Annotated in this window: 21 protein-coding genes and 1 riboswitch; of the genes, 12 read left to right on the top strand and 9 right to left on the bottom strand. The window is 75.4% G+C overall.

What is annotated here, in order from left to right; genetic code table 11:
• Window positions 1-43: 43 nt before the first annotated feature.
• Together K5O09_RS14250 and K5O09_RS14255 are read right to left on the bottom strand one after the other, a co-directional pair.
• Window positions 44-667, bottom strand: coding sequence for a MarC family protein (locus K5O09_RS14250; RefSeq protein WP_222170140.1), 624 nt, complete (start codon window positions 665-667; stop codon window positions 44-46).
• Window positions 664-1,506: a PHP domain-containing protein gene (locus tag K5O09_RS14255; protein ID WP_222170141.1), complete on the bottom strand. Its 843-nt coding sequence runs from the start codon at window positions 1,504-1,506 to the stop codon at window positions 664-666. The genes K5O09_RS14250 and K5O09_RS14255 overlap by 4 nt, the downstream gene beginning before the upstream one ends.
• A gap of 82 nt (window positions 1,507-1,588) precedes the next feature.
• Between K5O09_RS14255 and K5O09_RS14260 the strand changes: the two genes are divergently transcribed.
• Window positions 1,589-3,145 (top strand): aminopeptidase P family protein, encoded by a 1,557-nt coding sequence (locus tag K5O09_RS14260; protein WP_222170142.1) that lies wholly within the window; start codon window positions 1,589-1,591, stop codon window positions 3,143-3,145.
• Window positions 3,146-3,204: 59 nt separating this feature from the next.
• Here K5O09_RS14260 and K5O09_RS14265 read toward each other — a convergent pair whose 3' ends face one another.
• Entirely contained in the window at window positions 3,205-4,014 is an 810-nt protein-coding gene (locus K5O09_RS14265) for a general stress protein (protein WP_222170143.1), read from the bottom strand.
• A 149-nt stretch (window positions 4,015-4,163) separates the two neighbouring features.
• Between K5O09_RS14265 and K5O09_RS14270 the strand changes: the two genes are divergently transcribed.
• The 6 genes from K5O09_RS14270 to galK all read left to right on the top strand — a co-directional run bounded on the left by K5O09_RS14270 (window position 4,164) and on the right by galK (window position 10,601).
• Window positions 4,164-5,498, top strand: a complete 1,335-nt coding sequence (locus K5O09_RS14270; RefSeq protein ID WP_222170144.1) for a magnesium transporter MgtE N-terminal domain-containing protein — start codon at window positions 4,164-4,166, stop codon at window positions 5,496-5,498.
• Window positions 5,491-6,042, top strand: a complete 552-nt coding sequence (locus K5O09_RS14275; RefSeq protein ID WP_222170145.1) for a DUF1003 domain-containing protein — start codon at window positions 5,491-5,493, stop codon at window positions 6,040-6,042. Before K5O09_RS14270 ends, K5O09_RS14275 begins: the two co-directional genes overlap by 8 nt.
• Before the next feature lie 35 nt (window positions 6,043-6,077).
• Entirely contained in the window at window positions 6,078-7,244 is a 1,167-nt protein-coding gene (locus tag K5O09_RS14280; protein WP_222170146.1) for an Mrp/NBP35 family ATP-binding protein, read from the top strand.
• Window positions 7,245-7,314: 70 nt separating this feature from the next.
• On the top strand, window positions 7,315-8,124 hold the full coding sequence (locus tag K5O09_RS14285; protein WP_222170147.1) for a DeoR/GlpR family DNA-binding transcription regulator: 810 nt from the start codon (window positions 7,315-7,317) through the stop codon (window positions 8,122-8,124).
• Between the two features lie 78 nt (window positions 8,125-8,202).
• A complete protein-coding gene (gene galT, locus K5O09_RS14290) occupies window positions 8,203-9,357 on the top strand; it encodes a galactose-1-phosphate uridylyltransferase (protein WP_222172815.1) in 1,155 nt (384 codons plus the stop codon).
• Window positions 9,354-10,601 carry a galactokinase gene (gene galK, locus K5O09_RS14295; RefSeq protein WP_222170148.1) on the top strand — a complete coding sequence of 416 codons (1,248 nt, stop codon included), beginning with the start codon at window positions 9,354-9,356 and terminating at the stop codon, window positions 10,599-10,601. The genes galT and galK overlap by 4 nt, the downstream gene beginning before the upstream one ends.
• A gap of 153 nt (window positions 10,602-10,754) precedes the next feature.
• Here the strand turns inward: galK and K5O09_RS14300 are convergent, their stop codons facing one another.
• Window positions 10,755-11,552 (bottom strand): exodeoxyribonuclease III, encoded by a 798-nt coding sequence (locus tag K5O09_RS14300; RefSeq protein WP_222170149.1) that lies wholly within the window; start codon window positions 11,550-11,552, stop codon window positions 10,755-10,757.
• Window positions 11,553-11,718: 166 nt separating this feature from the next.
• Between K5O09_RS14300 and K5O09_RS14305 the strand changes: the two genes are divergently transcribed.
• From K5O09_RS14305 to K5O09_RS14315, 3 genes are read left to right on the top strand one after another with little or no spacing between them, the layout of a single operon-like run.
• On the top strand, window positions 11,719-12,900 hold the full coding sequence (locus K5O09_RS14305; protein ID WP_222170150.1) for a MalY/PatB family protein: 1,182 nt from the start codon (window positions 11,719-11,721) through the stop codon (window positions 12,898-12,900).
• A 35-nt stretch (window positions 12,901-12,935) separates the two neighbouring features.
• Window positions 12,936-14,489, top strand: a complete 1,554-nt coding sequence (locus tag K5O09_RS14310; RefSeq protein WP_222170151.1) for a cytosine permease — start codon at window positions 12,936-12,938, stop codon at window positions 14,487-14,489.
• Window positions 14,486-15,259, top strand: a complete 774-nt coding sequence (locus K5O09_RS14315; protein WP_370635460.1) for an isochorismatase family protein — start codon at window positions 14,486-14,488, stop codon at window positions 15,257-15,259. The genes K5O09_RS14310 and K5O09_RS14315 overlap by 4 nt, the downstream gene beginning before the upstream one ends.
• A 210-nt stretch (window positions 15,260-15,469) precedes the next feature.
• On the opposite strand, the gene K5O09_RS14320 is transcribed toward K5O09_RS14315, so the two are convergent.
• Both K5O09_RS14320 and glyA read right to left on the bottom strand, forming a co-directional pair.
• The gene (locus K5O09_RS14320) at window positions 15,470-16,348 is read right to left on the bottom strand and encodes a bifunctional methylenetetrahydrofolate dehydrogenase/methenyltetrahydrofolate cyclohydrolase (protein WP_222170152.1); all 879 of its coding nucleotides are present in this window, start codon (window positions 16,346-16,348) and stop codon (window positions 15,470-15,472) included.
• A gap of 13 nt (window positions 16,349-16,361) precedes the next feature.
• Window positions 16,362-17,651 carry a serine hydroxymethyltransferase gene (gene glyA / locus K5O09_RS14325; RefSeq protein ID WP_222170153.1) on the bottom strand — a complete coding sequence of 430 codons (1,290 nt, stop codon included), beginning with the start codon at window positions 17,649-17,651 and terminating at the stop codon, window positions 16,362-16,364.
• Between the two features lie 60 nt (window positions 17,652-17,711).
• Window positions 17,712-17,798: riboswitch (ZMP/ZTP riboswitch) on the bottom strand.
• A 118-nt stretch (window positions 17,799-17,916) separates the two neighbouring features.
• Here glyA and K5O09_RS14330 point away from each other — a divergent pair.
• The gene (locus tag K5O09_RS14330; protein ID WP_222170154.1) at window positions 17,917-18,633 is read left to right on the top strand and encodes a DUF1345 domain-containing protein; all 717 of its coding nucleotides are present in this window, start codon (window positions 17,917-17,919) and stop codon (window positions 18,631-18,633) included.
• 42 nt (window positions 18,634-18,675) lie between these two features.
• On the opposite strand, the gene K5O09_RS14335 is transcribed toward K5O09_RS14330, so the two are convergent.
• Window positions 18,676-19,182, bottom strand: coding sequence for a GNAT family N-acetyltransferase (locus K5O09_RS14335; RefSeq protein WP_222170155.1), 507 nt, complete (start codon window positions 19,180-19,182; stop codon window positions 18,676-18,678).
• 121 nt (window positions 19,183-19,303) lie between these two features.
• Here K5O09_RS14335 and purU point away from each other — a divergent pair, with 121 nt between their 5' ends.
• Window positions 19,304-20,158, top strand: coding sequence for a formyltetrahydrofolate deformylase (gene purU, locus K5O09_RS14340; protein ID WP_255595603.1), 855 nt, complete (start codon window positions 19,304-19,306; stop codon window positions 20,156-20,158).
• 28 nt (window positions 20,159-20,186) lie between these two features.
• Here purU and K5O09_RS14345 read toward each other — a convergent pair whose 3' ends face one another.
• Together K5O09_RS14345 and K5O09_RS14350 are read right to left on the bottom strand one after the other, a co-directional pair.
• A complete protein-coding gene (locus tag K5O09_RS14345; protein WP_222170157.1) occupies window positions 20,187-20,960 on the bottom strand; it encodes an ATP-binding cassette domain-containing protein in 774 nt (257 codons plus the stop codon).
• Window positions 20,961-21,009: 49 nt separating this feature from the next.
• Window positions 21,010-22,128, bottom strand: coding sequence for an ROK family transcriptional regulator (locus tag K5O09_RS14350; RefSeq protein ID WP_255595605.1), 1,119 nt, complete (start codon window positions 22,126-22,128; stop codon window positions 21,010-21,012).
• Between the last annotated feature and the right edge of the window lie 36 nt (window positions 22,129-22,164).

Raw genomic sequence — 22,164 nt, forward strand, 5'->3', positions numbered from 1 at the left:
CGGGACGCGCGGGACGCCCGGGACGCCCGGTCGGGACGCGCGGTCAGGCCGCCTGGACGAACGCGACGACCGCGTCGGCGACGAGCTGCACGGCGATGGCGGCGAGCAGCAGCCCCGCGATGCGCGTGACGAGCGTCGTGCCCGACTCCCCCAGCAGCCGGTGGATGACGCCGGCGAACCGCATCGCGAGCCACAGGCAGAGGTGCACCAGCACGATGCCGAGCGCGATCGCGGACCAGTCCGCGATCGTGCCGTCGGACTGCTGGACGAACACCATCACCGCGACGATCGCTCCGGGCCCGGCGAGCAGCGGGGTGCCGAGCGGGACCAGCGCGACGTTCACCTTGGAGTTGCCGGACGGCTGCGGCTCCTCGGCCTTGCCGGTCAGCAGCTCCATCGCCACGAGCAGCAGCAGCAGGCCGCCGGACGCCTGCAGTGCGGGCAGCGAGATGTGCATGTACGACAGCAGGCTCTGACCGAAGACGGCGAACACGAGGATGACGCCGAAGGCCACGACGATCGCCTGCCGGGCGGCGCGGTTGCGCTGCTGCCGGGTCATCGCCCCGGTGAGGCCCAGGAAGATCGGCACCGTCCCGGGCGGGTCCATGATGACGAACAGGGTGATGAAGACCTCGGAGAGGAGTCGCCAGTCGAGCACGGTGCTCATGGTCGCACCACCGGGGTGGTGCCCTGGCACTCGATCTCCGCGAGGACCTCCGGGGCGGTGGTGTTCTCCCCCAGGAGGTTCTCCTTGCCCGCCCCGTGGTAGTCGCTCGACCCGGTGACCAGCAGGCCGAGCCGGTCCGCGAGCTCCGCCAGGCGGGCACGCTGCTCGGGCGTGTGGTCGCGGTGGTGCACCTCGAGTCCCGCCAGCCCCGCCTCGGCGAGCTCGGTGATCACGGCGTCCGGCACGATCCGCCCGCGGCCGTCAGCCCCGGGGTGCGCGAAGACCGGGACCCCGCCGGACGCCCGGATCGCCTCGACCGCCTCGCCGGCCTCCGGGGCGTAGTACGGCACGTAGTAGCGGCCCCGCGCCGACAGCAGGTCGGCGAACGCGGCCGTCCGGTCGGGCACCACGCCGAGCGCGACGAGGGCGTCCGCGATGTGCGGGCGGCCGACGACCGTGCCGGGCGCCTGCTGCGCGACCACGTCCTCCCAGGTGATCGGCAGGTCGCGCGACAGCCGCTCGACGATCGCCCGCCCGCGGTGGAGCCGCGCCTCCCGCGTGCGCGCGACCACGCCGGCGAGCGCCGGGTGGGCGGGGTCCTGGAGGTAGGACAGCAGGTGGATGCTGACTCCCCCGCGCAGCGCCGAGACCTCGGTGCCGGGCACCAGCGCGATCCCGAGCCGCTGCGCGGCACCGGCCGCCTCGGCCCAGCCCGCCGTGGTGTCGTGGTCGGTGAGAGCCACGACGTCGAGCCCGGCGGCCACCGCGGACGCCACCACCCCGGCCGGCGGCTCGGTCCCGTCCGAGGCCGTCGAGTGGGTGTGGAGGTCGATGCGCACCGCGGAAGCCTACTCACCCGTGCCCGGTGGCCGTGCCCGGGGCCGTGCCCGCCGGCCCGCCCACGGTGCCAGACTGGAGGGCATGGCCACCGAACCCGCTCCCGAGTCCTCGCCCGTCGCCGCCCCGTCGGAGCAGACGCTCGCCGACCGCGGCCAGAACCGCAGCCAGCGCCCGTCCTCGGCGGCGTTCCTGGACTGGGTGACCTCGGGCTGGGCGGAGCGTCCCGCGAGCACCGCCACGCCGGCGGCCGTGGCGCCGTTCGCCGCGGCGCGCCGCGCCCGGCTGGCCGCGCAGTTCCCCGGCGAGCGCCTGGTGGTGCCGGCAGGCGCGTACAAGGTGCGGTCCAACGACACCGACTACCGGTTCCGCCCCCACTCGGCCTTCGCCCACCTCACGGGGCTGGGCGGGGAGCAGGAGCCGGACGCGGTGCTGGTGCTGCACCCCGCCGCGGACGGCGAGGGTGACGAGCTGCCCGACGGCAGCCGGTCGACGCACCGCGCCGTGCTGTACATGCGCCCGCTCGCCGGCCGGGACACCGAGGAGTTCTTCTCCGACTCCCGGTACGGCGAGTTCTGGGTGGGCCCGCGCCCGACCCTGGAGGACATGCAGACGGTGACGGGCATCAGCACCGCCCACAGCGACGAGCTGCGGGACGCGCTGGCCAAGGACGTCGGCACCGACGGCATCCGGCTGCTGGTGGTGCCGGAGGTCGACGAGGCCGTCGAGGCCGTGGTCGAGGAGATCCGGGCGACCGAGGACGCGGGCGAGCGGGACGCCGCCCTGGTCGAGGCGCTGTCCGAGCTGCGGCTGGTCAAGGACGAGCACGAGGTCGGCGAGCTCCGCGCGGCCGTCGCGGCGACCGCCGCCGGCTTCGAGCAGGTCGTGCGGCGGCTGCCGGAGGCCGTGGCGCACCGGCGCGGCGAGCGCGTCATCGAGGGCACGTTCCTGTCGCAGGCCCGCGTCGAGGGCAACTCCGTGGGGTACGAGACGATCGCCGCCGCGGGGGCGCACGCCACGACGCTGCACTGGACCGACAACGACGGCGAGGTGCGCGAGGGCGAGCTCGTCCTCATCGACGCCGGCGTCGAGGTCGACTCGCTCTACACCGCGGACGTGACGCGCACGCTGCCGGTGACGGGCACGTTCACCGAGGCCCAGCGCCGCGTCTACCAGGCGGTGCTCGACGCGGCCGACGCGGCGTTCGCGGTCGCGGTGCCCGGCAACCGGTTCCGGGACGTGCACGCGGCCGCCATGGAGGTCATCGCCGCCCGCCTGGACGAGTGGGGCATGCTGCCCGTCCCCGCCGCCGAGTCGCTCGCCCCCGAGGGCCAGCAGCACCGCCGCTGGATGGTGCACGGCACGAGCCACCACCTCGGTCTCGACGTCCACGACTGCGCGCAGGCGCGCCGGGAGATGTACCTGGACGCGGTGATCGAGCCCGGCATGGTGTTCACGATCGAGCCCGGTCTCTACTTCCAGTCCGACGACCTGCGGGTCCCGGAGGAGCTGCGGGGCATCGGCGTGCGGATCGAGGACGACGTGCTGGTCACCGCCGACGGCAACGAGAACCTGTCGGCCGCGCTGCCCCGGCGCCCGGAGGACGTCGAGGCGTGGATGGCGGGCCTGCTCGGCCGCTGACCCGCACGGCCACGCACGACGGCCCGGCTCCCCCGCGGGGGTGCCGGGCCGTCGTCGCGTCAGTCCGACGTGCCGCGCGAGGGCGGGACGTCGGGTGCCGGCGGCTGCTGCTCGCCCTCGGGCTGCGCGGCCGGGGGCTGCGCGGTCGGCGGCTGTGCGGTCGGCGGCTGCGGGGCGTACTGGCCGTAGCGCGGCTCCGCCGGCGGGGCGCCGGCACCGGGCGCGTACTGCCCGTACCGCGGCTCGGCGGGCTGGGTCGGCGCGCCGGGGGCGGGCGGCACCGGCGGCACCGGCCCGGCGTGGCCGGGGGCCGGGTGGCTCGCCGACGGGTCCGACGGCGGTGCACCGAGCGGGGCGGCGGGCGGGACCGGCGTCCGGCCCTCGCCGACGCGCACGGCACCGACCTCGCGGAGCAGCTGCCGCGCGTCCGCCGCCTTCTCGGACTGGCAGAGCACCGCGTACTGGGACGCCACGATCTGGCTCTGCGAGGTGAAGTCCCGCTTGCCGCCGGTGAACGAGTAGAAGATCACCGAGAACAGCAGGCCGAAGCCGCCGCCGACCAGCACGGACGTCAGCAGGATGCCGGCGTTGTTGCTGGTGAGCAGGAACAGCAGGCCGACGAAGACGCCGAACCACGCCCCCGAGCCGAAGCCGCCCATCGCGACGCGGGCGTACGTCAGCCGCCCGGTGACACGCTCGACCATCTTGAGGTCGGTGCCCACGATGGTGACGAGCTGGACCGGGAACTGGCGGTCCGAGAGGTGGTCGACCGCCTTCTGCGCCTCGAGGTAGGTGCCGTAGGACGCGACCGTCTCGCCCTGCGGCGGCGTGGGCGTGCGAGGGACGCGGGTGGCTCCGGAGAACGACATGCGCCCATCCTCGCCCAGCGCGGGCCCGACCCGCCAGGTGTGCGGGCGGATGCGCAGGCACTTCATGGCCGACGTCCAGGTCCTGCTCAGCCCCGCTGCGGGGCGCGGTCGTGGCGCGCGCCCGCCGACCCGGCGTCTACTCTGGCCCCGTGAGCGGATCCGCGACCCGGGTGTTCGTCGCGCGGCTCGCCGGGACCTCTGTCTTCGACCCCATCGGCGACCAGGTCGGGCGTGTGCGCGACGTCGTCGTGCTGCTCCGGCCCAAGGGCGCGCCGCGCGCGGTCGGCCTGGTCGTGGAGGTCCCGGGGCGCCGGCGGGTGTTCGTGCCCCTGACCCGGGTGACGGCGGTTGACGCCGGCCAGGTCATCTCGACCGGGCTCGTGAACATGCGGCGGTTCGAGCAGCGCCCGTTCGAGACGCTCGTGGTCGGCGAGCTGTTCGACCGCACCGTGCAGCTGGCGGACGGCTCCGGGGAGGCGACCGTCGAGGACCTCGCCATCGAGCGCCAGCGCAACGGCGACTGGGTGGCGACGAAGGTGTTCGTGCGCCGTCACCGTGCGGGCCGCGCCGGTCTGCTGCGCCGGCGCGGCGAGCCGGAGCTGCTCGACATCGAGGAGATCACCGGGCTGGCCCGCACCACCGACCAGCAGGGCGCTGCGCTGCTGCTCGCCCAGTACGACGAGCTGAAGCCGGCCGACCTCGCGGACGTGCTCCACGACCTGGGCACGCGGCGCCGGCTCGAGGTCGCGGCGGCGCTGGACAACGAGCGCCTGGCCGACGTGCTCGAGGAGCTGCCCGAGGACGACCAGGTCGCGATCCTGTCGGGCCTGGAGCGCGCCCGCGCCGCGGACGTCCTCGAGGCGATGCAGCCGGACGACGCGGCCGACCTGCTCGGCGAGCTGCCGGACGACCAGGCGGCGGAGCTGCTGGAGCTCATGGAGCCCGAGGAGGCGCGCGACGTCCGGCGGCTGCTGGCCTACGAGGACAACACCGCGGGCGGTCTCATGACCACCGAGCCGGTGATCCTGGGCCCGGAGACCCCGATCGCCTCGGCCCTGGCGCACGTGCGGCGGCGCGACCTCACGCCCGCGCTCGCGTCGATGGTGTTCGTCGTGCGGCCTCCCCTGGAGACCCCCACCGGCCGGTTCATCGGCGTCGTGCACCTGCAGCGGCTGCTGCGCGAGCCCCCGCACGAGGCGATCGGCACGGCGGTCGACACCGACATCGAGCCCGTCGCGGCCGACGCCCCCCTGCTGGCCGTCACGCGGCGGCTGGCCACCTACGACCTGCTGGCGATCCCCGTGGTCGACGCCGACCGCCGGCTGCTCGGCGCGGTGAGCGTCGACGACGTGCTCGACCACCTGCTGCCCGAGGACTGGCGCGAGACCGACGAGGAGGTGCAGCCACCGTCCGGTGCGGTGCCCGTCGTCGTCCCCGGGGACCTGAGTCCCGCCCCGGCACGGAAGGGAGGCCGTCATGCCTGAGCGCCTCGACACACCCAAGGCGTCCCGGCGCCAGATCCTCCCCCGCCTGCAGGAGGACGCGTTCGGCAAGGTCTCCGAGGGGATCGCCCGGTTCATGGGCACCCCGCGGTTCCTGCTGTGGCTGAGCCTGTTCTGCGTCGCGTGGCTGGTGTGGAACGCGTGGGGCCCGGAGGACCTGCGGTTCGACTCCGCCGCCAACGGGTTCACCGCCCTGACCCTCATGCTGTCGCTCCAGGCGTCGTACTCCGCGCCGCTCATCCTGCTCGCGCAGAACCGGCAGACCGACCGGGACCGCGTGCAGGCCGAGCAGGACCGGCAGCGCGCGGAGCGGAACCTGGCGGACACCGAGTTCCTGGCGCGGGAGATGGCGGCGCTGCGCATCGCGCTCTCCGAGGTCGCGACGCGTGACTTCGTGCGCTCGGAGCTGCGCAACCTGCTGGAGGACCTGGCCGAGGAGCGCGCGACGGCGGACGAGGACGAGCCGGGGTCCGTCCGGGAGACCGCGCCCGCGGACGCCCGGCCCGCCCCCGGCCCGACGCCCTGACGACCCCGAGGCCCGCCGCACCTACGATGGACGGCATGCCACCCGTCCTGGACACCCGAGACCCCGAGGCCGTCGCCGCCGCCGTGCGCGAGGCGCTGACGCGGGTGGTCGACCCCGAGATCCGCCGCCCCGTCACCGAGCTCGGGATGGTGCGCTCGGTGGACGTGGACACGGCCGCCCCGGGCGGCACGCGCGTCACCGTGGGGATCGACCTGACGACGGCCGGGTGCCCGCTCAAGGACACGATCACGAAGGACGTCACGTCCGCCGTGCTGGCGGTCGAGGGCGTCGCGGACGTCCGGATGGCGCTCGGCGTCATGAGCCCCGAGCAGCGCGCCGCCCTGACGGAGCGCCTGCGCGGCGGGCCGGAGCCGGTCATCCCGTTCAGCAAGCCCACGTCGCTGACGAAGGTGTTCGCGGTCGCGTCCGGCAAGGGCGGCGTGGGCAAGTCGTCGGTCACGGCGAACCTCGCGGTCGCGATGGCGGCCGACGGGCTGCGGGTGGGCGTCGTGGACGCCGACATCTACGGCTTCTCGATCCCCCGCATGCTCGGCGTGACGCAGCCGCCGACGCGGGTCGACGAGATGCTGCTCCCGCCGATCGCCCACGACGTCAAGGTGATCTCCATCGGCATGTTCGTCCCGCCGGGCCAGCCGGTGGTGTGGCGGGGGCCGATGCTGCACCGCGCCCTGCAGCAGTTCCTCGCGGACGTGTTCTGGGGCGACCTGGACGTGCTGCTGCTGGACCTGCCGCCCGGGACCGGCGACATCGCGATCTCGGTGGCGCAGCTCCTGCCGGGCTCGGAGCTCGTCGTCGTCACCACGCCCCAGCCCGCCGCGGCCGAGGTCGCGGAGCGGGCCGGGTCCATCGCGACGCAGACCCGCCAGGGCGTGGTCGGTGTCGTGGAGAACATGGCATGGCTGGAGCAGCCGGACGGGTCGCGGCTGGAGCTGTTCGGCGCCGGTGGCGGCGCGCGCGTCGCCGAGGGGCTGTCGCGCTCCACGGGCGGGGACGTGCCGGTGCTCGGCCAGGTGCCGCTCGACGTGCGGCTGCGTGAGGCCGGCGACGGCGGGACCCCGGTGGTGCTGACGGCACCGGACTCCCCCGCCGCGCTGGCGCTGCGGGGCGTCGCCCGGTCCCTCACGGCGCGGTCGCGCGGGCTCGCGGGACGCTCGCTGGGGCTGACCCCGGTCGGGCGGTAGCGCCGACGGGCCCGTCGCACCCGGGCGGGGGTCTGTTGGTTCGTGTGCGGATCTGGTGGATACTGTCGCCATGCTCGCCAGCCAACGCCAGGACCGCATCGTCGCGGAGGTGCGCGCCCACGGCGCCGTCCGCGTCGCGGACCTCGTGGAGAGCCTCGACGTCTCCGAGATGACGGTCCGGCGCGACATCACCGAGCTCGACCGCGCCGGCCTGGTGCGCCGGGTGCACGGCGGCGCCGTCGCGCCGGACAGCCCCGGACGCCCGACCGACGAGCCCGGGTTCGAGGCGAAGTCCGGCTGGGCGACCGCCGAGAAGGAGTCGATCGCGCGGCTCGCCGCCCGGACGGTCGAGCCCGGCCAGGCCGTCGCGCTGTCGGCCGGCACCACCACGCACCTGCTGGCGCAGCACCTCGCCGCCGACCCGGCCCTGCGGCCCCTCACGGTGGTGACGAACTCGCTGCCCGTCGCGCAGACCCTCCACCAGGCGTCCCCGGGCGCCGGCCCCCTCGACGTCATCCTCACCGGCGGCAGCCGCACCCCGTCGGACGCGCTCGTCGGCCCCGTCGCGGACGCGGCGCTGGCGACCCTGCGGGTGGACCGGCTGTTCCTCGGGGTGCACGGCCTGGACGAGTCCGGGCTCATGACGCCGAACCTCGCGGAGGCCGCGACCGACCGCGCGCTGCTGCGGTGCGCCGCCGCGGTGACCGTGCTGGCGGACCACACCAAGTGGGGCGTCGTCGGGCTCGCGCGGATCGCCTCGCTCACCGAGGTGGACGTGCTGGTCAGCGACGACGCCCTGCCCGCACCCGCCCGCGCCGTCCTCGCGGACTCCGGCTGCACCCTGCTCGTGCCGACCCCCGCCCCGTCGAAGGAGACCTGACGCGTGACCGTGACCGACCCCGCGCCGACCGTGGACACCGAGCTGCTGACGCCCGGCGTCCGCCGCACCCGCACCTCGATGGCGGACGGCCGGGAGCTGCTCTACTTCGACGACTCGGAGCCGTACGTCTCCGGGGCGGCCACGCGCCGGCTCGACGACCCGCGGCCCCTGCCGGACCGGTTCGCGCCCGTCGTCGGCCCCGACGGGGTGGCGCGGCCGGTGACCGGCCCGGAGCTGCGCCGCGACCCGCTCACCGGGGACTGGATCCCCATGGCGGCCCACCGCATGAACCGGACGTTCCTGCCGCCGGCCGACGCGAACCCGCTGGCCCCGGCGCGGCCCGGCGCGGCGTACCAGGACGGCGAGGTGCCGGACACGGACTACGACGTGGTCGTCTTCGAGAACCGGTTCCCGTCGCTGATGGCGGTCCCCGGCGTCCCGGACGTCGTGACCCGGGCGGACGGCGAGGAGCTGTGGCCCACCCGCCCCGCCGCCGGTCGCTGCGAGGTCATCTGCTTCTCCTCGGACCCCACGGCGTCGCTGCGCACGGTGTCGCCGCGGCGGATGCGCACCGTCGTCGAGGCGTGGGCGGACCGCACCCGCACGCTCGGCGCGCTGCCCGGCATCGAGCAGGTGTTCGCGTTCGAGAACCGCGGCAAGGAGATCGGCGTCACGCTGCACCACCCGCACGGGCAGATCTACGCCTTCCCGTACCTCACCCCGCGCACCCGGACGATGCTCGAGCAGGCGCGCGTGCACGCCGAGCGGACCGGTGGCCTGCTGGGCCGCGACGTGCTGGACGCGGAGCTGCGGCACGGCACCCGCGTCGTGCTCGAGTCCGAGCACTGGGTGGCGTACGTGCCGTTCGCGGCGCGGTGGCCCGTCGAGGTGCACCTCGCCCCGCGCCGGGACGTGCCCGACCTGCCGGCCCTCACCGACGCCGAGCGTGACGACCTCGCGACGACCTACCTGGAGCTGCTGCGGCGGCTCGACCTGTTCTTCGTCGACCCGGACGACGGGAGCCCGATCGCCCTGCCGTACATCTCCGGCTGGCACCAGGCCCCCGTGCGCGAGGGCCGCGACCTGTGCCGCCTGCACCTGCAGGTGTTCTCGGTGCTGCGCGCGCCGGGCAAGCTCAAGTACCTCGCAGGAGTGGAGTCGGCCATGGCCGCCTGGATCAGCGACACGACGCCCGAGCGGATCGCCGCCCGCCTGCAGGAGGTGGCCCGGTGACCGGCCCGGTGCAGGTTCCCGCGTGGGAGCCCGCGGACGGCGCCGAGCGGGTGCGGGCGCTGTTCGCGGAGGCGTTCGGCGGCGAGCCGGACGGCACGTGGTCGGCGCCCGGCCGCGTGAACCTGATCGGCGAGCACACGGACTACAACGGCGGCCTGTGCCTGCCGTTCGCGCTCCCCCACCGCACGTACGTGGCGGTGCGCCGTACGGACCGCGCGACCGTGCGGCTGGTGTCCGCGCAGGAGTCGGCCGACGTCCGCGAGGTCACGCTGGACGACGTGGCCCCCGGCACCGTCGACGGCTGGCCCGCCTACGTGGCCGGGGTCGCGTGGGCGCTGCGCCAGGCCGGCGAGGACCTCGGCGGATTCGACATCGCCGTGGACTCCTGCGTGCCGTACGGCGCCGGGCTGTCGTCGTCCGCCGCCCTGGAGTGCTCGGCCGCGGTCGCGCTCGACGCCGTCTTCGCGCTGGGCCTCGCCGGGTCCGCCGCGCAGCCGGACGACGCCGGGCGCACCGCGCTCGCCCAGGCGTGCATCCGCGCGGAGAACGAGATCGCCGGCGCCATGACGGGCGGCATGGACCAGTCCGTGTCGCTGCGGGCGCGCGACGGCCACGCGCTGCTGCTGGACTGCCGGGACGGCGCCGTGCGGCACGTGCCGTTCGACCTCGCCGCGCACGGGCTCGCCCTGCTCGTGATCGACACCAAGGCCGAGCACGCCCTGGTGGACGGGCAGTACGCCGCCCGCCGCGCCGCGTGCGAGCAGGCCGCCGCGGTGCTCGGTGTGCCCACGCTGCGCGAGATCGGCCCGGACGGGCTCGGCGACGCGCTGGCGACGCTCGCGCACGGCACCGGCCCCGTCGGTGCGGGCTCGGACGACGCCGAGGTGCTCGTGCGCCGGGTGCGGCACGTCGTCACGGAGATCGCGCGCGTCGAGGAGTTCGTGGCGCTGCTGGACGCCGACCGCGTCGCCGAGGTCGGCCCGGTCATGGACGCCTCGCACGCCTCCCTCCGGGACGACTACGAGGTGTCCTGCCGGGAGCTCGACCTCGCCGTGGAGGCCGCCCGCGACGCGGGGGCGCTCGGGGCCCGCATGACCGGCGGCGGGTTCGGCGGGTCGGCCATCGCCCTCGTGGCCACGGACGCGGTGGACGACGTGGCGGCGGCCGTGGCAGGCGCGTTCGCGGACGCCGACCTGCACGCGCCCGCGTTCCTCGTCGCGACCGCGAGCGGCCCGGCCGCCTGACGCGCCGATCCGCGGGCGCGCGGGGGTTCCCGCGACGTCAGCGGGCGGCGCCCGCACGGCTTCCTCGGGCAGCGAGGTGCGCGGGGGCGTCCACCGGCCCGGCGTCGGCGACCCGGACGCCCGAGCAGGCGGGCCGAGGCGCCCCGCAGCCCGTCAGACGTCGTAGGCCACGACCACCGGCGCGTGGTCGCTGAACCGGGCGTCGTACGTCGCGGCGCGGTCGATCTCCACCGACCGCACGCGGTCCGCCAGCCCCGGCGTCGCGAGCTGGTAGTCGATCCGCCAGCCGGAGTCGTTGTCGAACGCCTGCCCGCGCCACGACCACCACGTGTACGGCCCGGGCCCCTCCCCGCCGTGCTCGCGGCCGAGGTCCCGCCAGCCCTGCTCGTCGAACCACACGTCCAGGTACGCCCGCTCCTCCGGGAGGAACCCGGCGGCCTTGCGGTTGCCGCGCCAGTTCTTGATGTCCACCTCGCGGTGCGCGATGTTGAGGTCCCCGGCGACGACCACGTCGTGCTCCCCGCCGGCGAGCTCCGCGAGGCGCTTGGTCATGACGTCGAGGAACGCGAACTTCTCGTCCATCTTCGGCGTCCCGGCCTGCCCGGAGTGGACGTAGGCGGACACGACGGTGAGCAGACCGCCCCCGGGCAGCTCGAGGTCGGCCTCCACCCAGCGCCCCGAGTCGGCCGGCACGCCCGTGCCGATGCCGATCCGCACCGCGCTCATCGGCAGCCGGGACGCGATCGCCACGCCCGCCCGGCCCTTCGTCTCGCTGGCCTCGTGCGCCAGGTCCCAGCCGTCCGCGGCCAGGTGGTCGGCGAGGATCTCGTCCGACGCGCGCACCTCCTGCAGCAGCAGCACGTCCGGCCGGCGGGTGGCCAGCCAGTCGCCCATGCCCCGCCTGAAGGCGGCCCGGATCCCGTTCACGTTCGCAGTCGCTACCGTCAGCACGCGGACCATCCAACCCCATGCCACCGACACGCCCGCCGGCTGGACGGGGTCGCGCGGCCTGCCCCGGGTGTCGCGTTCGTCTCGTCCGGGGCCTCGTCCCTGGTGGGCCCGGCCGCACGGTGGTGGGATGGCCCGGGACCTCCGCAACCACCCGAGGGGACGGACGATGGACAGCGCACGCACCGGCCTCGACCCCGCCGTGGACCGCCGCACGGTGGCGGACCTGCGCGCCGCCGGCGGGCTGAAGTGGTCGCTGTTCCCGGACAGCATCGGGGCGTTCGTCGCCGAGTCCGACCTGGGGACCGCGCCGGCCGTCCGGGAGGCGCTGCGGGAGGCCGTCGAGCGCGAGCGGTTCGGCTACCTGCCGCCGGCGCTGGCCGACGACCTCGCCGCGGCGTACGCCGGGTGGTCCGCCGCCCGGTACGGCTGGGCGCCCGACCCGGCGCGCGTGCGGCCGGTCGGCGACGTCATGGCGGCGTTCCGGGCCACCGTCCGGCACCTCACCGCGCCGGGATCGACCATCGTCCTGCCGACCCCCGCGTACATGCCGTTCCTCACCGTGCCCGCGACGCTCGGCCGGCGGGTCGTCGAGGTCCCGCTCGTCCCGGACGGCGACCGGCTGGTGCACGACCTGGACGCGATCGGGCGGGCGCTCGCCGACGGCGGCGGTCTGCTCGTGCTCTGCAACCCGCACAACCCGACCGGCCGGGTGCTCGACCGCGAGGAGCTGCTGGGCATCGCCCGCGTGGCCGACGCGCACGGCGCCCGGGTGTTCGCGGACGAGATCCACGCCCCGCTCGTCTACGCCGGCCGGCGGCACGTGCCGTACACGTCGGTCGACCCGGTCGCCGCGGCGCACGCCGTCACCGCGACGTCGGCGTCGAAGGCGTGGAACATCCCGGGGCTGAAGTGCGCCCAGGTGGTGCTCGGGTCCGACGCGGACGCCGCCCGCTGGAGGGAGGTCGGCGAGGAGTACGAGCACGGTGCGTCGACCCCCGGCGTCCTGGCGAGCACCGCCGCCTACACCGACGGTGGCCCGTGGCTCGACGACCTGCTGGCGTACCTCGACGGCAACCGGCGCCTGCTCGCCGACCTGCTGGCCGAGCAGCTCCCCGCCGTCCGGTACACCCCGCCCGAGGGCACCTACCTGGCGTGGCTCGACTGCCGCGGCCTCGGCCTCGGCGACCACCCCGGCCGGCACTTCGCCGACGCGGGCGTCGCGCTGACCGACGGCCCGGCGTGCGGGCGCGCCGGCCACGGGTTCGCCCGGTACACGCTCGCCACGCCGCGCCCGGTGCTGCGGGAGACCGTCGCGCGGCTCGCCGCGTCCGTCCCGCCGCCCGCCTGACCCCGCACCGCTCCCCCGAGGCCCGAGGAGGCCCGATGTCCGTCCCGCCCCCGGCCGGTCCCGCGCCCGACGCGGCGCCCGGCCTCGCCCCGTCCGGCGGCGCCCCGTCCGGCGGCGCCCTGACCGTGGAGTCGGCCGGCGTCGACATCATCGCCGACCGCGACCGCAAGGGGACCCCGCGCCAGCTGTTCTGGCCGTGGTTCGCGGCGAACGTGTCCGTGCTCGGCCTGTCCTACGGCGCCTGGGTGCTCGACTTCGGTGTCTCCTTCACGCAGGCGCTCGTGGCGAGCGTCGTCGGCATCGTGTTCTCGTTCCTGCTGTGCGGGGTCGTCGCCCTGGCCGGCAAGCGCGGGTCCGCCCCGACGATGGTCCTGTCCCGCGCAGCGCTCGGCGTCCAGGGCAACCGGGTCGCCGCGGTGCTGTCCTGGCTGCTCACGGTCGGCTGGGAGACCATCCTCACCGCGCTCGCGACGCTGGCCACCGCCACCGTCGTCGAGGCGCTCGGCTGGGGCGGCGGCAGCGGCGTGCAGGTGGTGGCCCTCGTCGTGGTGGCGGCGCTCATCATCGCGGGCGGCGTGTTCGGGTTCGACCTCATCATGCGGATGCAGACGGTCATCACGGTCGTCACCGCCGTGCTCACGGTCGGGTACGTGCTGCTGGTGCTCGACCACATCGACACCGCCGCGGTCACCGCGTTGCCCGCAGGCACCGCTCAGGCGTTCATCGGGGCGCTCGTGTTCATGATGACCGGGTTCGGGCTGGGCTGGGTCAACATGGCCGCCGACTACTCCCGGTACCTGCCCCGGCACACCTCCGGCCGCGGCGTCGTCGGGTGGACCACGTTCGGCGCCTCGCTCGCCCCGGTGGTCCTGCTCGTGTTCGGCCTGCTGCTCGCGGGCTCCGACCCGGAGCTGCGGACGGCGATCTCCGCCGACCCGATCGGCGCGCTCACCACGATCCTGCCGACCTGGTACCTGGTGCCGTTCGCGGTGGTGGCGGTGCTCGGCCTCGTCGGCGGGGCGGTGCTCGACATCTACTCGTCCGGCCTCGCGCTGGTCTCCACCGGCCTGCCCGTGTCCCGGCCCGTCGCCGCCGGGATCGACGGCGTCATCATGGTGCTCGGCACGGTCTACATCGTGTTCGGATCCGACACGTTCTTCGGCGTCTTCCAGGGCTTCCTCATCACGCTCGGCGTCCCGATCGCCGCATGGGCCGGGATCATGCTCGCCGACGTCCTGCTGCGCCGGAGCGACTACGACGACCTCGACCTGTACGACCCGCGCGGCCGCTACGGCCGGGCCGCCGGCGTGCCGCTGGCCCTGCTCGCGGTCGGGACCGTGCTGGGCTGGGGGCTCGTCACCAACGCGTCCGCGGCGTGGCTGTCCTGGCAGGGCTACCTGCTCGGTGCGGTGGGCCTCGGCGGCAAGGACGGCGCGTGGGCGTACGCGAACCTCGGCGTGCTCGTGGCGCTGGTCGTCGGGTTCGGCGGGACGCTGCTGCTGCGCCGCGGTGCCGTGCGCCGGCAGGAGGCGCTGCGGCCGTCGGGGGCGGGAGCGGACGCGGGCTCCGGCGCGGGGGCAGCGCGGTGACGGCCGGGATCGGGCGGGCCGCCGCGGACGACGCCCCGTCGCCGGGCGGGCGGGACACCACGTCGCCCGGCGGGCACGACGCCCCGTCGCCGGGCGGGCACGACACCACGTCGCCAGGCGCGCACGACACCACATCGCCAGGCGCGCACGACACCACATCGCCGGGCGCGCACGCCCCGACGGCCGGGTCCGGCGCGACGCCGGGGCGGGCGGTCCTCGTCGTCGTCGACATGCAGCCGGTGTTCGCCGACCCGGGCAGCCCGTGGGCGGCACCGCGGTTCGCCGAGGCCCTGCCCGTCGTGCGGTCGCTCGCCGAGGCCGCCGGCGCCGAGCGGACGGTGTTCACGCGGTTCGTCGCGCCCGAGCGTCCCACCGGCGCGTGGGTGGCGTACTACGCCGACTGGCCGTTCGCCCTCCAGCCGGAGGACGCCCCCGCGTACGCGGTCGTCCCGGAGCTCGCCGACCTGGCGGCGCGCGCCCCGGTCGTGACCGCCACGACGTTCGGCAAGTGGGGTCCCGACCTCGCGGCCCACGTCGGCCCCGGGGACACGATGCTGCTGGCCGGCGTCTCCACCGACTGCTGCGTGCTGTCCACCGCGCTCGCCGCCGCGGACGCCGGCGTGGCGGTCCGCGTGGTCGCGCAGGCGTGCGCGGGCGCCGACGACGCGGCTCACGCCCGCGCGCTCGACGCGATGCGGCTCTACGCCCCGCTGGCCGACGTGATCGACGCGACCACGGCCCGCGCGGTCCTGGCGACGACACCCGCCTGACCGCGCGCCCCGGCCCCACCCCGCCACGCCTTCCGCACCCCGCACCCGCGCCCTCCGGGCACACGCAGACGCCGAGAGTCCAGGACACGCCGGCGCGCGGCCGCGAACCCGGGCGTGTCCTGGACTCTCGGTGAGCGCGGTCCGCGCGCGCGGGCGCAGCCGAGGGCGTCGGGGCGGACGGGTTGCCCGCCCCGACGTGCGGCGGGGGCGTCAGGCCTGGCGCTCGGCCGCCTCGACGACGTTCGCGAGCAGCATCGCGCGGGTCATCGGCCCGACGCCGCCGGGGTTCGGGCTCACCCACGCGGCCACCTCGGCCACGCCGGCGTCGACGTCACCGGCGATCCGGCTCCTGCCCGTCTCCGGGTCGGACACCCGGGAGACGCCCACGTCGACCACCACGGCGCCCGGCTTCACCAGGTCGGCCGTGAGGATCCCCGGCACGCCGGCGGCGGCCACGATCACGTCGGCGTTCCGGGTGTGCTCCGCGAGGTCGGCGGTCCCCGTGTGCGTGAGGGTCACCGTCGCGTTCACGGCGCGGCGGGTCAGCAGCAGCCCGATGGACCGCCCGACCGTGGTGCCGCGCCCGATGACCGTGACGTCCGCCCCCGCGAGGGAGACCCCGTGCCGCGTCAGCAGCTCGATGATGCCGCGCGGCGTGCAGGGCAGCGGGGAGTCGATCTCCTCGTTGACCCGCAGCACCAGGCGCCCGAGGTTGGTCGGGTGCAGGCCGTCGGCGTCCTTGTCGGGGTCGACGAGCTCGAGCACCCGGTTGGTGTCGATGCCGCGCGGCAGCGGGAGCTGCACGATGAACCCGGTGCACGCCGGGTCCTCGTTCAGCCGCTGCACGGCGGCCTCGATCTGCTCCTGCGTGGCGTCGGCGGGCAGGTCCTCGCGGATCGAGGCGATGCCGACCTCCGCGCAGTCGCGGTGCTTGCCGGCGACGTAGGACACCGACCCCGGGTCCTCCCCCACCAGCAGGGTGCCGAGCCCGGGCGTGACGCCGCGCTCCGCCAGCACCCGCACGCGCGCCGCGAGCTCCGTCTTGATCGCGGCGGCCGTGGCCTTGCCGTCGAGCGTCTTCGCCGTCATGTCGCGGCCCCGATCAGTACTGCTGCAGGCCGGGGTACAGCGGGAACGCGTCGGCCAGCTTCGCCACGCGCGCCCGCAGCGCCTCGACGTCGGCGGCGGCACCGGCGGTCAGCGCGGTCGCGATGATGTCCGCGACCTCGGTGAACTCGGCGTCGCCGAACCCGCGGGTCGCGAGCGCCGGGGTGCCGATGCGCAGGCCGGAGGTGACTCGCGGGGGGCGCGGGTCGAACGGCACCGCGTTGCGGTTCACCGTGATGCCGACGTCGTGCAGGAGGTCCTCGGCCTGCTGGCCGTCCAGCGACGAGCTCCGCAGGTCCACCAGCACCAGGTGCACGTCGGTGCCACCGGTCAGCACGGACACGCCCGCGGCGGCGACCTCGGGCGAGACCAGCCGGTCGGCGATGATCCGCGCGCCGTCGATGGTGCGCTGCTGGCGGTCCTTGAAGTCGTCGCCAGCGGCGATCTTGAACGACACGGCCTTCGCGGCGATGACGTGCATGAGCGGGCCGCCCTGCTGGCCCGGGAACACCGCGGAGTCGATCTTCTTCGCGTACTCCTCGCGGCTCAGGATGAAGCCCGAGCGCGGGCCGCCGATCGTCTTGTGCACGGTGGACGACACGACGTCCGCGTACGGCACGGGCGACGGGTGCAGCCCCGCGGCCACGAGGCCGGCGAAGTGCGCCATGTCGACCCAGAGCCTCGCGCCGACCTCGTCGGCGATCTCGCGCATCGCGGCGAAGTCGAGGTGCCGCGGGTAGGCGGACCAGCCGCCGATGATGACCTGCGGGCGGTGCTTGAGGGCGGCCTCGCGGATCGCCTCCGGCTCGATGAGGAACGTGTCCGGGTTCACGCCGTACGCGCCGACGTCGTAGAGCTTGCCGGAGAAGTTGATCTTCATGCCGTGCGTCAGGTGACCGCCGTGCGCGAGCTCGAGGCCGAGGATGCGGTCGCCGGCGCTGGCGAGGGCGTGCAGCACGGCCGCGTTCGCGGTGGCGCCGGAGTGCGGCTGGACGTTGGCGTGCTCGGCGCCGAACAGGTCCTTCGCGCGGGCGATCGCGAGGTTCTCGGCGATGTCGACCTGCTCGCAGCCGCCGTAGTAGCGGCGGCCCGGGTAGCCCTCGGCGTACTTGTTGGTCAGCACGGAGCCCTGGGCCTGCAGGACGGCACGCGGGACGAAGTTCTCGGACGCGATCATCTCGAGCGTGCCCTGCTGGCGGGCGAGCTCCCCGTCCAGGACCGCCGCGATCTCCGGGTCCACCTGGGACAGGTTCTGGTCGAGCAGGGGCGTGGTCTCGGCGCTCATGCGTCTCCTCGGCAGTCGGCGTGCGCGGTCTGTCGACCGCACACCGGTGGTGTGGGGTGACCGCGGGGCCCAGGCGTCCGACCCGACGTCGCTCAAGCTCTGTCGCTCCCCGGTGGTGACCCACCTGCGCCAGTCGCGACCGGGCCAGCCTAGCAACGTCCGGGCGCGCGGTGCGGCCGCAGTCCGCAGCGCGGAACCAAGGTCCCACCCCGTGCGGCGGTTCCCGGGCTACGGTCGCCCGACCGACGACAGGAGGACGAGGACCGTGACCGCACCGGCGCGGAGCACCCCGGGCCTCCCGGCCCGTGCGCGGCTCCGGCTCGTGCTCGCCCGGGACCTGACGCGGTCGACCATCGCCATCGGTGCGGGCCTGGTCCCCGGTCTCGCCCTGTCGTGGGCGGACACGGCGGACGACCGCTGGTCGTTCTGGGAGGCGTACGCGCGCTCGATGCTCGTCGTCCTCACCGGGGCCTCGATCGGGTACGGCGTCCTGACCGTGCTGGCATTCGGCGGGCTGGCCGGCCCGCGGCTGCAGGAGGCGCTGCGGGCGGGGCGCGGCACACCCGGCTCGCGCCGCCCCTGGATCGAGCTCGGGACGGGGGCGGTCGGCTGGTCGCTCGTGACGTCGGCCGGCGCGCTCGTCACCGGGGTGTCGCTCGCCCGCGGCTCGGCGTGGGTCGGCGGCACCGGCGGGCTGGTGCTCGGCCTGCTCCTGGTCGCCTCGGCGTGGCTGACGATGGTCGCCGCCTACGCCGTGCACTACGCCCGCCGGGACGCCACGCAGGGCGGGATGGAGTTCCCCGGCTCGGGCGAGCGCGCGTTCTCCGACTACGTGTACCTCGCGGTGGCGGTCGGCACGACCTTCGCCCCGAACGACGTCGTGGTCACCTGCCGGGCGATGCGTCGCACCCTGTCCGGGCACGCCGTCGTCGCGTTCGCGTTCAACGCCGTGATCGTCGGCCTCGTGGTCGCGATCCTCTGACGCCGCGACGGCCCCGGCCTCCGCTCGGGGCACGGCCGGGCGTCAGACGGAGGCGGGCGCCTCCGCGTCGTCGTCCCCGAGGATCCGCCGCAGGTACGCGTACGTGAGGTCACCGACGGTCTGGTCGTGCTCGTGGGTGTAGCCGTGCTTCTCGTAGAGCGCGAGGTTCTGGACGGAGTCGCGGCCGGTGAACACCCAGATCTCCTCCACGTCCTCGGGCAGGTGCGGGAGGATCGCGAGCAGCAGCTGCGTCCCGATTCCGTGCCCCTGCTGGTCGGGGGCCACCGCGAACCGGCCGAGCGTGGCCTTACGACCCTCGATGACGACGCGGATGGACCCGACCAGGCGGTGCCCGGCCCACGCGCCCAGGGTGACGACGCCCTCGGCCGCCAGGTCCGCGCGCAGCTCCGACAGGGTCTGCGTGAGCGGGGGGATGTGCGGGTCGTCGTACTGCTGCGCCTCGGTGACGAACGCGGCGCGGCGCAGGGTCAGCAGCTCACCCGCCTCGGCGTCGGCGACGGGCCGGATGGTCACCTCGGTCTCGCTCATGCACCCCATCGTCTCAGGCCGCGCGCGACCCGGACCACCCACAGGTCCCGACGCGCGGGTGAACGGCCGCATCCCGGGCGCCGCTGCCCCGCGGGGCGGGCCGCGGGTACCCTCCCGTCTCGTGTCCACCACCACGACCTCCTGGGTGCTGTCGCTGTCCTGCCCCGACCAGCCGGGCATCGTCGCCGCGGTCGCGGGGCTGCTCGCGGAGCACGGGGGGAACATCACGGAGTCGCAGCAGTTCGGCGACCCGCTGTCGGGCCTGTTCTTCATGCGGGTGGAGGTCGCCGCCGACAGCACCCGCGACGAGCTGGAGCACGCGCTCGGCTCCCTCGCGCCGCGGTTCTCGATGGACTGGTCGCTCGACGTCGCGGGTCGCCGCGTGCGCACCCTGCTGCTCGGGTCGACGGCCGCGCACTGCGTGAACGACCTGGCGTTCCGGCAGCGGTCCGAGGGGCTGCCGATCGACATCGTCGGCCTGGTGTCGAACCACACGGCGCTGGCGGACCTCGCGGCGTTCTACGGCATCCCGTTCCACCACGTGCCGGTCACGAAGGAGACGAAGGCGGCGGCCGAGGCGGAGCTGCTGCGCCTGGTGGACGAGCTCGACGTCGAGCTGGTGGTGCTGGCCCGCTACATGCAGATCCTGTCCGACGACCTGTGCCGGGCGCTCGCCGGGCGGGTCATCAACATCCACCACTCGTTCCTGCCGTCGTTCAAGGGCGCCCGCCCGTACGCGCAGGCCCACGACCGCGGCGTGAAGCTCATCGGGGCGACCGCGCACTACGTGACGGGCGACCTCGACGAGGGCCCGATCATCGAGCAGGACGTCGAGCGCGTGGACCACACCCGCGCCGTCGCGGACCTGGTCGCACTCGGCCAGGACGTGGAGCGCCGGGCGCTGGCGCGCGCGGTGCGCTGGCACGCGGAGCACCGGGTGCTGCTCGACGGGCACCGGACGATCGTCTTCCGCTGACCGTCAGCGCGGGACCCGCCGCTCGGGGTCAGATCGCGGCGGGGCGGTGCGGCCGGGCCATCCGACCCGTCGGCGTGATGCCGGTGATCGCCGCGATGAGGTCCTCGTAGGACGCGTGCTGCGCGTCGAAGTCCCCGTTGATCCGCCCGAGGCGCAGCACGACGATCCGGTCGGCCACCGCCTGCACGTCCACCATCGAGTGGCTGATCATGACGACCCCGAGGCCGCTCTCCCGCAGCCGCTCGACCATGTTGAGCACCTCGGCGGTCTGCGAGATGCCGAGCGACGCCAGCGGCTCGTCCAGGACGACGACCCGCGGGTTGCCGACCAGGGCCCGGGCGACCGCGACGGCCTGCCGCTGCCCGCCCGACAGGGCCCGGACGGGCGCCCGCACGGAGGGCACCCGGGCCGCGAGCTGGCTCAGCACCTCCCACGCGCGCCGCTCCATCTGCCGCTCGTCGAGCATGCCGCCGCGCCGGAGCTCCTGCCCGAGGAACAGGTTCTGGACCACGTCGAGGTTCTCGCAGAGCGCGAGGTCCTGGAACACGGTGGCGATGCCGAGCTCGCGGGCCTGGCGCGTCGACGGGATCGCGACCGGCGTGCCGTCCACCTCGATGTGGCCGGAGTCCGGGGCCAACGCACCGGACATGACGCGCGCGAGCGTGGACTTGCCGGCCCCGATGTCGCCGACGATGGCGACCACCTCGTGCGCGTGGATGTCGAGGTCGACGTCGACGAGTGCGCGCACGGCGCCGTAGTTGCGGGACACGCCCCGCACCGACAGGACGGGTGTCGTCGTCATCGGACGTCCTCCTCCGCTGCGTCGCTCCCCTGCGCCGTGCTGCACCGGGTCATCCTGCCACTGCCACCGAGCGGGCAATACCGGCGTGGTCGAGCGCCAGGGCCAGCGCCCCGCGGACCTCCGCCGCCGTGCCGAGCTCGGAGACGACCACCTCGACGGGCCCCGCGGTGCTCGGCAGCGTGCGCTGGGCGAGGACGCCGCGGAACGTGTCGAGCAGGATCGGCCCCGCCTCCGCCAGGCGCCCGCCGACGACGACGAGCTCGGGGTCGAACAGGTTGCAGGTGTTGGCCGCGGCGACGGCGAGCGCCCGGCCCGCGTCCGAGATGACGCGCCGGCAGCCCGGGTCCCCCTCCTGCGCGCGGGAGATCACGTCCGGCAGCGTGAGGTGCCCGTGGCTGGCCTCGAGCATCGAGAGCAGCGCGGGCGCGCCGATGAAGGTCTCCAGGCAGCCGCGGTTGCCGCAGCGGCAGATCGGGCCGTTGTCGTCGATGGTGATGTGCCCGAACTCCCCCGCCGCACCCGACCGGCCGTGGTAGACGCGGCCGTCGAGGACCAGGCCGCTGCCGACACCGTGCGACAGACGCAGGTACAGCACGTGCCGCTTGCCGCGCGCGGCCCCGAGCCGCACCTCCGCCAGGGCGCCGAGGTTCGAGTCGTTGTCGACCTGCACCGGCACGCCGAGCCGGCGCTCGAGCACCTCGGTCACGGAGACGCCGTCCCAGCCGCGCAGCACGCCGACGGACACGATGCGCCCCGACGCCGGGTCGACCGGGGCGGGCACGCCGACGCCGACGGCGAGGACCTCGGACATCGTGGCCTCGACGGAGTCGACGAGCTCGGTCAGGAGCAGCGACGCGCGCTCCAGGCCCGCGTCGGCGCGGTGGTCCGGGGGCAGCGGCATGCGCTGGTCGGCGACGACGCGGTGCGCGACGTCCGCGACGGCGACGCGCAGGGAGCGGGCGCCGAAGTGCACGCCGCCGACGAGGCCGAGGTTGCGCGCGAGGGTGACCTGCTGGGCGCGGCGGCCGCTGCGGGAGGTCGGCGTGGTGTGCAGGACGCCGGCGCCCGTGAGCTCCTTGACGATGTTCGACACGGTGGCCGGCGATAGCCCCGTGACACCGGCCAGCTCGACCTGCGTGATCGAGCCACGCTGCTGGACGGCACTCACGATCCGGGCACGGTTGGCTTCACGGAGTGAAGACTG

Source organism: Cellulomonas sp. C5510, from assembly GCF_019797765.1.
GTDB lineage: Bacteria > Actinomycetota > Actinomycetes > Actinomycetales > Cellulomonadaceae > Cellulomonas.